The 12,301-nt window shown below is 62.3% G+C and carries 9 protein-coding genes and 1 pseudogene; 2 read left to right on the forward strand and 8 right to left on the reverse strand.

Annotated elements, in window-relative coordinates:
• The 6 genes from ACSAMP_RS04160 to ACSAMP_RS04185 all read right to left on the reverse strand — a co-directional run.
• Window positions 1-2,057, reverse strand: a 2,057-nt coding sequence (locus tag ACSAMP_RS04160; RefSeq protein ID WP_457799619.1) for a PAS domain-containing sensor histidine kinase, incomplete at its 3' end; no start/stop codon positions are given.
• Window positions 2,054-2,860: a substrate-binding periplasmic protein gene (locus ACSAMP_RS04165; RefSeq protein ID WP_457799620.1), complete on the reverse strand. Its 807-nt coding sequence runs from the start codon at window positions 2,858-2,860 to the stop codon at window positions 2,054-2,056. The genes ACSAMP_RS04160 and ACSAMP_RS04165, both read right to left, overlap by 4 nt.
• A gap of 116 nt (window positions 2,861-2,976) precedes the next feature.
• Complete coding sequence (locus tag ACSAMP_RS04170) at window positions 2,977-3,942, reverse strand: TAXI family TRAP transporter solute-binding subunit (RefSeq protein ID WP_457799621.1); 966 nt, start codon at window positions 3,940-3,942, stop codon at window positions 2,977-2,979.
• Between the two features lie 159 nt (window positions 3,943-4,101).
• On the reverse strand, window positions 4,102-5,355 hold the full coding sequence (locus ACSAMP_RS04175; protein WP_457799622.1) for a sodium/glutamate symporter: 1,254 nt from the start codon (window positions 5,353-5,355) through the stop codon (window positions 4,102-4,104).
• A gap of 265 nt (window positions 5,356-5,620) precedes the next feature.
• A complete protein-coding gene (locus tag ACSAMP_RS04180) occupies window positions 5,621-6,274 on the reverse strand; it encodes a response regulator (RefSeq protein ID WP_457799623.1) in 654 nt (217 codons plus the stop codon).
• A gap of 40 nt (window positions 6,275-6,314) precedes the next feature.
• Window positions 6,315-7,907, reverse strand: a complete 1,593-nt coding sequence (locus ACSAMP_RS04185) for an ATP-binding protein (protein WP_457799624.1) — start codon at window positions 7,905-7,907, stop codon at window positions 6,315-6,317.
• 202 nt (window positions 7,908-8,109) lie between these two features.
• Between ACSAMP_RS04185 and ACSAMP_RS04190 the strand changes: the two genes are divergently transcribed.
• Window positions 8,110-10,875 (forward strand): bifunctional diguanylate cyclase/phosphodiesterase, encoded by a 2,766-nt coding sequence (locus tag ACSAMP_RS04190; RefSeq protein WP_457799625.1) that lies wholly within the window; start codon window positions 8,110-8,112, stop codon window positions 10,873-10,875.
• A 64-nt stretch (window positions 10,876-10,939) separates the two neighbouring features.
• On the opposite strand, the gene ACSAMP_RS04195 is transcribed toward ACSAMP_RS04190, so the two are convergent.
• The gene (locus ACSAMP_RS04195; RefSeq protein ID WP_457799626.1) at window positions 10,940-11,095 is read right to left on the reverse strand and encodes a hypothetical protein; all 156 of its coding nucleotides are present in this window, start codon (window positions 11,093-11,095) and stop codon (window positions 10,940-10,942) included.
• Between the two features lie 55 nt (window positions 11,096-11,150).
• A pseudogene (locus tag ACSAMP_RS04200) lies at window positions 11,151-11,804 on the reverse strand (diguanylate cyclase); the annotation flags it as partial.
• 166 nt (window positions 11,805-11,970) lie between these two features.
• On the opposite strand from ACSAMP_RS04200, the gene ACSAMP_RS04205 reads away from it, so the two are divergent.
• Window positions 11,971-12,144 carry a hypothetical protein gene (locus tag ACSAMP_RS04205; protein ID WP_186878496.1) on the forward strand — a complete coding sequence of 58 codons (174 nt, stop codon included), beginning with the start codon at window positions 11,971-11,973 and terminating at the stop codon, window positions 12,142-12,144.
• Window positions 12,145-12,301: the final 157 nt, after the last annotated feature.

Raw genomic sequence — 12,301 nt, forward strand, 5'->3', positions numbered from 1 at the left:
AAGGAGATGGAGCCGCCGATGTGCTCCACCAGCTCCTTGGCGATGGGCAGGCCTAAGCCGGTGCCGCTGTAGGTGGAGTGGACGGTGGTGTCCTCCTGGGCGAAGGGCTCGAAGGCCCGGGTCTGGAACTCCTGGCTCATGCCCACACCGGTGTCGGCGCAGGTGAAGGTGAAGGTCACCGGCCCCCGGACCGCCGGGTCAGCGGGGGGCAGCTCCCGGCAGGAGATGGCCACGGAGCCGCCGGGGTGGTTATACTTCACCGCGTTGCTGGAGATGTTCAGCAGGATCTGACGCAGATGGAGGGGGCTGCCGATGAGCCTGTCGTGGACCACATCCATGACCTCACGGTGGAGGACCACGCCCCGCTCGCCCGCCCGGACCTGGACAATGGACAGGACGCTGTCTATCACCTCGCTCAGGGAGAAGGGGCGCTCCTCCAGCTGGATGGAGCCGGACTCCAGCTTGTTCATATCCAGCACATCGTTGACCAGGTCCAGCAGGAAGCCGGAGGCGGAGAGGATATTCTCCCGGCACTCCTCCTGCTTGGCCTCGTCCCCAGCGTAGTGCCGGCTGATGGCCACCATGCCCCGGATGCCGTTGATGGGGGTGCGCACGTCGTGGCTCATGCGGCGGAGAAAGTCGGTCTTGGCCAGGTTGGCCCGCTCGGCCTGCTGGGCCGCCTGACGCAGCTGCTCCTGATAGTCCAGCTCCCGGCGCTTCTCGGCCGTCATGTCCCGCAGCAGCAGCAGCACCGACTGGATGCCGCCGCCATCGTCGTATTCCTGGGGGATCAGCACCGCCGACATCCACCGGCCGGACAGGTCCTCAAAGGGGCAGGAGAGGGAGGAGGCCCCCGTCAGGCGGCGCTCCACGCTGGACAGATCGGTGAAGGCCAGAAAACTCTGACGATAGGCGGGGGTGACATGTTTTTGAACCAGCAGGTCGACCACCTGTTGGGGCCGGGTAAGCTGATCCAGCTGGGGGCGCATGTCCTCCTGGGCCCGGATGACCTCTACCGACTGCCCATCCAAGGAGAACAGAAAGCAGGAGGAGTAGATGCTGCTCACGGCGCTGATGATCCGATATTGCTTTTCCAGCTGGCGGAGCGTTGCCCGGGAGGAGCGGTGGCGCAGGACAGTAAACACGGTCAGCAGCAGGATATAGGCCGCCAGGGTATACCCCAGGGCGCCGGTGCGGGTGGCGAAGACCGCCGAGGCGGGGAAGAAGGCGTATAGACGATAGCTCCCGCTGCTGGTGCGGGCGCCGTACCAGTCCTTTCCTTGATAGGACAGGTGGATGAGCCCCGAGCGGTCCGGCGCCAGCTGTTGGTGGAAGCGGTCCAGAAATTCTGCGGAATAAGTCCCCTGCAGCGCGCTCTTGTTGGAGGCCAGGATCGCGGTACCGTCAGACACCACCACCACGCCGTCCAGGTTATAGTTGTCGCCCAGGAACATGGTGTCCAGAGAGATGTCGTCCTCGCTGAATTCGGCGGTCTCCTTACGCACATAGGCGACCACCGCGCCGGGGCCATCCTGTCGGGCCACGGCGGCAAAGTCGAAGGTCCCGCCGGAGGTGGTCAGGCGGGTGAGATAGGTCTTTTTGGGATGCTGGACCACCGATTCCACCTGGGCGCGGACGTTGGTCTGGTCCAGGCCGGAGAGGGGAATGGGGGCCTCTGGAAAGCGGGTCTCCATATGGACCTGGCCGTCCAGCAGGATCACGCCGGTGAGGCGCTGCTGGTGGACATAGTCGGCCAAAAATCCGCTCCGGTCCGCTGTTTCCTGGGCCAGACAGCGGCTGAGCTCGTTGGCCTTGTCCAACAGTCGAATCAGGCTTTTGGACTTTTCGTTGGCCATGTAGTTCTCATACCGCTGCAGGCGGCCAGACACGGAGGACAGGGTCTGCTGGGCCACCCGGCGCACGTCGGCCTTGTCCAGGGCGGTGTGGGCGCTGTAGCCCAGCAGGACCAGGACCAGTCCGGCCAGCAGGGACAGCCAGAAGAGCTTAGAGGCCAAAAAGCTGCACGCGGCGTCTAGGTGTTTTTTCATGGTGCTCATGGTGTCACCCCCAGGGCCCGGTCAGCGTCCAGGCCATAGCGCTCTAAAATGGCCCGGGTGGTCCCGTCGGCCTCCATCTCCGCCAGGGTCTGGGTGAGGGCCTGGGCCAGTTCCTGATGGGTGTCCTTTTGAAAGGCCACCCCAAGCTGGGACATGTCCAGGGTCTCGTCCAGCATCCGATAGGAGCCGGGGGAGGAGGCGAGGAACAGCCCCAGGGCGTTTTCGTGCCCGGCGATGGCGTCGGCATAGCCCTTGCGCAGACAGGCATATACCTCGTCCATGGTGGAGAAGGAGTACACCGCCTCCACCTGAGCGATGCCGGGGGCGTCAGAGGTGAGGAAGATGCTCTCCGGCTTGCCCGTGGCCTGCACCGCCACCCGGCGGCCCGCCAGGTCGGCCAAGGTCTGGATACCGCTGTCCGTCCGCACCGCCACCACCTGGCGGCTGTAGAGATAGGGCCCGGCCCACTGATACAGGTCCTCCCGTCCGGTCATGGTAAAGCTGCCCCACAGGCAGTCCACCTGGCCGATGGACAGATAGACGTCCTTGTTTTCCCACACGATCTGGCGGAACTCCGGGGCGTAGCCCAGACGGCGGCAGGCCTCGGTAGCCAGGTCCACGTCCACGCCAATCAAATTGCCGTTGGGGCCCACATAGCTGTATGGCTCATAGTTGTCGCTGGCGATGACCAGCCGGGGCAGGTCCTCCTGCCCGGAGCCGTCGGTTCCGGTTCCCCCACAGGCGGTCAGGGTCGATAGAGTCAAGATCGCAGCCAGGGCGGCGGCCAGCAGGCCCTTTTTCATGGAAACACCCCCACATCAGGATACATGTTACATTTAAAATAACATTTCATGGAAACCTTGTCAATCATGAAGAAACGCCGGACCCTCCCGCCCATGGGAGGATCCGGCGTTTTCCGTCAGCTTTCGATCAGGCCCTCCGCCCGGTAGAAGTCGGCGGCCCCCTGGTGGAGGGGGATGGGCAGGTCCTCATACAGAAATTCCGGCCGGGCCATCTCCGCCAGGGCGGGGGTGGACTGGGCCAGCTCCTCCGCCCCGTGATACAGGGCCTGGGTCAGCTGATAGACCAGCTCGTCCGGCGCGTCGGCCCGGACGCACAGCAGACACTTGGCCCCGAAGGTGTTCAGGTCCTCCGTCTGGCCGGAATAGGTCCCGGCGGGGATACAGGCGGCGTAATAGGACTGGTTTTCGGCCAGGATGCGGTCCAGCTCCTCGTCGGTGAAGCGCAGCAGGCGGCACGGCTCCTGCTGGGCCAGCCAGGTCAGACTGCGGGCGGGCACCCCGGCAAAGGCATGGAGGGCGTCCAGAGTGCCGTCGGCGACCTGACGGGCGCCCTCCTCCAGACTGCAATTCACCAGCTGGGCGCCCTGGGTCTCCAAATCCAGAATATCTACCGCCGCCCGGGCGGACAGCTCGGTGGTGGAGTCCTGGGGGCCGACCCCCAGGCGCAGGCCGCCCAGGTCGTGGACATATTCCGTCGCCCCCGCCGCCGGGGCGATCCAGCAGGAGACGCTGGAGTATACCGCCGCCACCGCCCGCAGGGGCTGGGGCTGGCCGTCGAACTCCTCCGCGCCCACATAGGCGGCATAGGCCACGTCGCCGGACACCAGTCCCAGGTCGATGTCCCCGGCGGCCAGACTCTGCACGTTCATCGTGGAGCCGCTGGACACGCTGACGCTGATCTTTCTCTCCTCACCGTCAGACAGCACGGCGGCGATGGCGCTGCCCGCGGGGGCCATGGTCCCGCCCCGGTCCGCCGTGCCGATGGTTAGCAGGGTCGGCTCCGCCTTGGGCGCGGCGCAGCCGGGCAGGACCAGAGCCAGAGAGAGGAGAAGGGCGAGGGGGGCGGTATTCCGAAATTTCATGGCGGGCTCCTTTTTTCAAGCGGAATAGAGGGGCGGCGGGTCCGCCGCCATTCCCGGGCATTATACCACAGAAAAACGCCCCTCCGCAAGAGGGAGGCCGCTAAGACGGCAAAAGGCCCGGAGCGGGATGCTCCGGGCCGCGCTGCTTTTCGCTGGAGATCAACCGGCGAAGAAGCTGCCGAAGAGGGAAAGGAAAATGGGGTTATAGATGTCATCGATGATGACAGCGAAGGAGGGATACAGCACCCAGGCCACGTTGTGCCAGCCGTACTGGTCCATCACGGCCTTCTCATTGGCCACCGCGTTGGGCCCGGAGCCGCAGCCCCAGCCGCAGTTACCGGCGGCCATGACCGCCGCGCCATAGTCGTGGCCAAAGGCGGGGAAGGAGATGAAGATGGCAAACAGGACGATGAGGACGGCCTGGGCCACCAGAATGACGCCCATCTGACCGGCCACGCTGGACAGGGCGGTGATGTCCACCGTCATCAGCACCAGGGCCAGATAGAGTTCCAGGAACATGTGCTCGAGGGCGTCCATCTCGGGGACATAGGTCTCCACGTGGGCGGCCTCCAGAATGTTGCGGACGATGCTGCCGGCGAACAGGCAGCCGATGAACTTGGGCATCTCGATCTTGGGGATGTTGTCCAGCAGGCAGTAGATGGGCATACCCAGGGCGCAGATGAGCAGCACCAGGCCGAAGCAGGAGACCATGCGGCTGCTGACCAGGGGATTGGCCGCACCAGTCTTGGCGGAGTCGGGCTTGTCGTTGGGGTCGGCCTTCAGGTGGTGACGGGTGATGAGGAAAGCGGCCACAGGTCCGCCGATGAGGGAGCCTATGATGTTGCCCATGGTGCCGGCGGCCACGCCCACCTCGGTGGCGTTTTCCGGGGCACCCAGCTTGACGAAGATGGGGCCGAAGGCGGAGGCGGTGCCCACGCCGCCGGACATGGCGGAGGAGGAGCACTGCAGGCCCAGCAGGGGGTGCATCCCGATGAACTTGGCCACCACAACGCCCAGCACGTCCTGCATGGTGATGAGCAGACAGGCGGCCAGGGCGATCTTCACGCACAGTTTGCCGCCGGCGTTTTTCAGCAGCTTGGCGCTGAAGCCATAGCCCACGCACATGAAGAAGATATTCTGGCACAGGTCCTTGATGGTGCCAACGTTAAAAGACAGGGCGATGATGCCGGAGCCCTTGATGGCGGCCACCAGGATCGAGAACAGCAGGCCGGAGACCACGGGGGCGGGGATGGCGAACTTTCGCAGGGGGGTGGAGTGGTCGATGATGAACCGCCCCAGGAAGATGACGATGGCGGCAAAGCCCAGGCTGGTCAGATATTCAAACTGAAACCCGGCGATGGCACCATCCGCTGCCGGCGTATAGGTGCCGAAGTAGCTTAAAATGTTTTCCATATGCGTTTCCTCCTACTGCAGGGCCCTTCTCCGGGGACCTTGCTCTTTCTGGACACAATATATAAAAAAGACGATGGTAAAGTCAATTTTTGTACTTAAAGAAGCACATAAGTAAGTAAAGTATATGAAGGAGAAAAATCAAAAATACAGATGGAAAACAAAATTCTGCAAAAAAATAAGCGAACAGACGGAAAGAAGCCCGCAAGCGGGGGAGGACATGAATAAAACCCGAATATCTCATGCAGAAATATCCGGGTTTTGTTTGTTATGTTCCCACGTATCGATATTGGATAGAGGGCCGTCCGCCGGTGCGGTAGTCGATGGAGCTCTCCAGCTCGTGGGTCTCCACCATGTGGCTGACATAGCGGCGCACGGTGATGCGGGACAGATGGACCTGGGCGGCGATCTGCTCGCTGGTGAAGGCCTCTCCGGGGTGAGCGGAGAGGAACTCCCGGATCATGGACAGGGTGGACAGGTTCAGCCCCTTGCTCAGCTCTTCGGCCGGAGGCGGGGGCTCGGGCAGCTGAATGAGCCGGTCAATGGTCTGCTGGTCCACCCCGGCGGAGTGCTGGGTCAGCAGGCTCTGCCGCTGGAGAAAGCGGTCCATGGCCTGGCGGAACCGGGGCAGGACAAAGGGCTTGATGAGATAGTCCAGCACCCCCCGCTGGAGCAGGGCCTGAACGATGTCCGGGTCGTTGGCCGAGGTGACGGCGATGACGGCGGGGACGGGGCCCGGCAGGGCCAGCAGCCGGTCCAGAAACTCCTGGCCGTTCATCTGGGGGGTGTAGTAGTCCAGAATGACCAGGTCGGCCCGGTGCTCCGCCAAGTAGTCCAGGGCGGGCAGCCCATTTTTAAAGACCCGGTCCACCTGGAACCGGCGGTCAGACTCCACATATTGCCGGTCAATGGCGGCCACCATAGAGTCGCGTCCTCGATGATCAGCACATGATAGGGCACGGTCAGGACCTCTCTTTCGTAAACGTCAGGGTGAAGCAGGTGCCGGTGTGGGGTTCGGTGTCCAGGTCGATGGTCCCCCCGCGGCGCTGGGTGATGTCCCGGATCATGGCAAGGCCCAGACCCCGGCCCGGGCCCTTGGAGGAGAAGCCCCGCTCGAAAATGCGGGCCCGGATGTCCTCGGGCACCCCGTCCCCCGTGTCCTCACAGGTGATGATGTTGCAGTCGGAGCGGGTGTAGAACCCCAGGCGGATCTCCCGCACCTTGGGGCTGGTGCGGGCAAGCTCCTCGATGGCGTTCTCCAGCAGATTGCCCACGATGGAGGTACACTCCGTCTCGGTGAGCAGCAGGTCCTCCGGGCGGCACCGGCTGTCCGGCGTGACGGTGAGACAGATGCCGTATTCCGCCGCGTGCATCATCTTTCCGATGACCAGGGCGCAGATGGAGGACACCCGGATGCAGTCCGCCGTCTCCCGGATGGCCTGGCTGGAGACCAGGCTGCTGTTTATGATGAGATGCTTGGCCTGGTCGATTTGCCCCGACTGGAGATAGCCCAGGATCACGTGGAGCTTGTTCATGAACTCGTGATTAAAGGCCCGCAGGGTGTCCAGGGTGTTTTGGGTGCCGGACAGCTTGTCCGACAGGCGGAGCATCTCCGTCTTGTCGTGGAAGACGGTGAGCACGCCGCCGCCCTCCTCCCGGATGGGCAGCTCGGTGGTCAGCACCTGGCGGTTGCCCAGGGTGCAGGAGCGGTTATAGCTGCCCGCGTCTGCCCGGGCCGTCTCCCGGCAGCGGGAGTCGGGGAAGAGCTGGGGCAGGGGGCGGCCCGCCGGGTCGTTCTCCGTCTGGAGCAGGCTCTGGGCGGCCCGGTTGCAGAAGACGATGGCGCCCGCCGGGTCGGTGGCCACCACGCCGTCTTCAATGGCGTTGAGCACGTCGGCCTGGCGGAGATACAGGTCCAGTAGCTCGGCGGGGTGGTGGCCCCGCAGGCTGTTTTTCAGCAGAGCCACGATGCCGTGGGACAGGGCCAGGGCCACCGCCAGCATGACGCACAGCAGCACCAGACTGTAGACCGTCAGGCGCAGACTGCCCCGCAGAATGTCAGAGGTGAAGACCGAGACCATCACAAAGCCCACCAGCGCCCCCTGGTCGTCATACACGGCGTGAAAGGCCCGGCGCTGCTCCCCCCGGGTGCTGTAGCCGGTGGCGATATAGCTGTCCCGGTCCTGGAGCAGGGCGGTCTCGTCCCCGGTGAGCTCCGTCTCGCCGCCGGACTGGCGGCTGGTGTGGTAAAAGCGCATCCCGGTAGCGTCGCACACCAGGATCACGTCCAGGTCAGACATGGTCCGGCTCATGGCGTCCAGCTCCTGGCGGAGCTGGGGGTCGGGATAGCCCTGCTCCAGCATGTCGGCCACCGGGCGGAGGGAGGCCACATAGGCGGCGGTGTTGGAGATGGTGCGGTCCAATGCCTGGCGCTGGCGGGAGATGTCCAGCCATAAGGTCGTGCCGGTAAACAGCAGCAGCAGGGCGGCGCACAGGGAGAAAAAGCTGACAAACAGCTGGCGCTCCAGGGTCAGCCGTTGAAATCGTCGGATCAAAGAGGTCACCTCCCGGGGAAAATGGGCGAATTTCGCCGGAAAAATCATATCAGCGGGGCCGGAAAAAGTCAACTTGTAAAGACCCTGTAAAGGTTTTGACAAATTTTGTATTGGAAGAATTGTAAAAGGGTGAAAAGTCTGCTATACTTGGAAAAACGAGAAGAGAGAAAATGGAGGCAAACACATGGGAGCATCCCGTTTTGTGGCCAGTATCAGAGACAACCGGGCCGTGACCGAGCTGCTGCGGCACCGCCGGGTCTATCTGTTTGAATATTTTGCAAGCACCGACACCATGGTGGTCTATGACCAGGAACTGAACGTTCAGCGGACCATCGACCAGTATCTGGCGGCCGGGCACGGCTATGTCTTGTCCGAGGACCGGTGGCAGCTGAGGGAGCTGCTCACCGGCCAGATGCACGGGCCGTTGGAGCTGCGGGAGAAGAAGGACGGCAAGCTCATCTATCTGGAGGTGGACGCCCTGCCTGTGGAAGACGCCCAACAGGGGGGCGTGTTCGCCGGATACGCCAAGGACGTGACCCCGGAAAAGGAGAAGGAGCGCAGCCTGCGCCAGCAGGCCCAGCACGACCCGCTGACCCAGCTGTATAACCGCCGGATGGCCAAGACCCTCATTGACCGGTATCTGGGGGAGAAGGACCCCTATGCCTCCTGCGGTCTGCTGGTCATCGACGTGGACTTTTTCAAAAACGTGAATGACCGCTACGGCCACCTGTTCGGGGACAAGGTCTTGCAGGAGTTCGCCCGCCTGCTGGACACCCTGTTCAAGCGGGGGGACGTGCTGGCCCGCATCGGCGGAGACGAGTTTTTGGTCTTTATGAAGGATGCCGGACACTCCGTGGTGCTGAAAAAGGCCAGGCAGCTGTCTGAGGCGGTGCGGAAGCTGGTGTTCGAGGAGAACGACTACTGCATGACATGCAGCATCGGGGTCTGCTTTTTGCCGGAAAACGTATCGGGCTATTCCTATGAGCAGCTGTTCGAAAACGCCGACTGGGCCCTGTATCAGGCCAAGGAGAACGGGCGCAACCAATATGCCTTCTGTGACAACCTCCACCGCTATGCCGAGACGGAGAGAGAACGGGAGAAAGAAAAGAAAGAGAAGGGGGAGAGCAAAGAGGTCAGAACTGAGGACATCGACGCCCGATACCTCCACAACGACCTCATCTCCACCGCTTTCGAGCTGTTTGAAAAGATGAACAGCTTCGAAGCGGCCATCCCCCTGTTTTTAAAGATCGTGGGCATCCGGCTCCAGCTGGACCGCATCACCGTCATCAACACGGATATCAAGGAGCACCGGACCACCCGGCAGTTCCAGTGGACCTCTCCCCGGGCACCGGAGGTGCTGGAGCAGGGGAGAGGCTTTACCAAGGAGGACTTCCTCACCCTGTTCCAGAGCTATGACGAGTATGGCACCACCGTTTTGCAGTATGACAACATGGACATGTATTCCCCCGACGGGGCCGCCCTGCTGATGCAGGGGGGCGCGAAGACGGTGGTCTATGCCGCCATGTACAGCGAGGGCGAGTATCTGGGGGCCATCTCCTATGTGGTGTGCGGCAGCAAGCGCTTTTGGACCAAGCAGAGCCGCAGAGAGCTGGGGGAGATCACCAAGATCATCAACGCCTATCTCACCAAGCACCTGGCCGCCAACGCCATCAACCGGGGCATGATGGCCGCCCCGGACTTTGACCGGCTCACCGGCCTGTTGAGCTTTGGCCGCTTTCGGGAGGAGATCGAGCACAAGATCGTGGGCGGCTATGCCGACGGCCACATCATCGTGTACAGCGACTTTGAAAACTTTAAATACTTCAACGAGAAATATGGCTACGCCGTGGGCGACCAGTTGCTGAAGGAGTTCAGCAACTATCTGGTGGCCGGCGTGCGGGCCGTAGGGGACGTGTACATGACCCGGGTGGCCGGGGACCAGTTCGCCGTCTATCTGCCCTATCGCAAGCCGGAGGACAGCACGGTCTTTGTAGAGCGGATGAACCGGGTGTTCGAGCGGCAGCAGGCGGAGAAATACCCGGAGGCCAGCCTGCGCCTGCGCAGCGGCATCTACGAGATCGAGCCGGACTGTCTCAGCGCCTCCGCCGCCATCGACAAGGCCAACTTCGCCCGCAAGCAGCTCCGGCCCGACAGCCGGGTCTCCGTCCTGCGGTATGACCGGCAGATGGGGGAGCGGCAGACCCTGGCCAACGAGCTGACCAACGGTCTGAACCGGGCCATGGAGCGGGGGGAGTTCAAGCTGTATCTCCAGCCCAAGTTCTCATTGAAGGACTTTTCCGTCATCGGGGCGGAGGCCCTGGTCCGGTGGGAGCGGGAGGACGGCACGGTGCTCTATCCCGACCAGTTCATCCCCATTCTGGAGACCACGGGCCGCATCGTGGACCTGGACCTCTATATGTTCGAGCAGGTGGCGGAGTTTTTAAAGCGCGGCATTCAGGACGGCCTGAGGCTGTTCCCCATTGCGGTGAATGCCTCGGTGGCGCTGGCCAAGGACCCGGAGAACGCCCGGCGCTGCGAGAATATCCTCCAGCGCCATCAGGTCAGTGCCGAGCTGCTGGAGATCGAGCTTACCGAGACCGCCGCCGTGTCCGAGTTCGATTGCGTGAAAAAGCTCTTCGCCTGCTTCCAGGAGAAGAAGATGCAGACCTCCCTGGACGACTTCGGCGCGGGTTATTCCGTGCTCAACTCCGTGGTGGACATCCCCATCAACACCATAAAGCTGGACCGGGGCTTTATCGCCCGCTGCGCGGAGAACCAGCGGGGCATCTATTTTCTGCAGCAGGTGGTGAACATGGTGAAGAGCCTGGGCTATCAGGTCATCTGCGAGGGCATTGAGACCCGGGAACAGGTGGACATCATGCGCACCGTGGGCTGCGACAGCGCCCAGGGCTTCTGGTTCTCCAAGGCCATCCCGGCGGAGGAATTCCGGGAGAAATATATGAAGTGAAGATGTGGCAATCCGTTCCCCAACGCGCAAAAACAGCCGCCCGGCCGGGCGGCTGTTTTGCGGTTCATTGCACCTGTGTGCGGTGCAGCGCTTTTTTGTTTTCGTACATGGCCCGGTCCGCCCGGTGGAACACCTGGTCAAAGGTCAGGCTGTCGTCCTGGGCGGTGTAGCTGCCGAGGGCCACGTCCAGGGTGAGGATGCCGTCGCTGCGCTCCTCCAAACGCCGGCGGATGCGGGCGATCAGCCCGGCGGCCTGGTCGGCGGAGCACTTCGGGGCAGAGAATGAGAAACTCGTCCCCGCCCACCCGCATGGCCACAGAGCCTGCGGGAATGCTGTCCTGGATACACCGGGCCACCCGTTGGAGCATCAGGTCGCCATATTCGTGACCCAAGGTGTCGTTCACCCGTTTCAGATAGTTGCAGTCGGCCATAATTAAACTGGCGGGGAAGTCGCCGGAGCGGACATAGCGGCGGATACGGGTCTCCAGATAGTTCCGGTTATAAAGGCCGGTGAGCTTGTCCCGGAAGGACAGTTCCTTCAGCTCCCGCTCCTGGGTCACCTGCTGGGTGATGTCGTTGATGACCCCGATGATGCCGATAACCGCCCCGTGGAGCACCACCGGGTTCTTTTTGATCTCCAGATAGACCGGGCCGGTGGGGAGGGAGAGGCGGCTGACCCGCTGGCTGCCCTGGCCCGTGGCCAGGACGTGCAGGTCCTCCTCATAATACTCCCGGCCCAGGGCGGGGTCAGACTGGACCTCCAGATCGGTCCTGCCCAAAAGGCCGCCCTCCGGGCTGCCGTGGGCCAGACCGCACAGGTTGGAGACAAAGCGATATTTGCATTGGGTATCTTTCAAGAAAATGCTGGCCGGGGCGCTGCGCATAAAGCACAGCAGCTCCTCATAGCTCAGACCTTTCAGTTCGTTCATGCCTGCGTCCTCTTTTTTTGTCTTGTTCTCCCGGACAAACGCCGGTTACATTTCAAACCGCAAAATTTCCAGAGTTATTATAACTCTATCATAACTCCATTTTCAAAATTTTGCAAGGCTTAACGCTATTATAAGTCCATAATAGCGTTATACGGAGGCAAAAAGGATGAACAAGATCAATGAAAAGCACTTCGGGCTGCGGGTGGATGGAGACATTCTGGCAAAGTTCCGCTATGTCTGCGGGTTCAAAGGCCGCTCGGCCAACGCCCAGATCATCCAGCTGATGCTGAAATGCATCGCGGAGTATGAAAAAGAGCACGGAAAGATCACGTTGGAATAAAAAAACCGGGCTGGCCGTTAATTAGGGGAACGGCCAGTCCGGTTGAGTTTTTGGGGGAGGTGCCCCCGCAGGGGGCGGAGAGGGCTGCGGGCGGACACAGAGGTCCGCCCCTACCCGTATTTCGTCGGCGTTTCGTAGGGGCGGATGTCCCCATCCG

It is taken from the genome of Flintibacter sp. SJQ-8 (assembly GCF_054108085.1).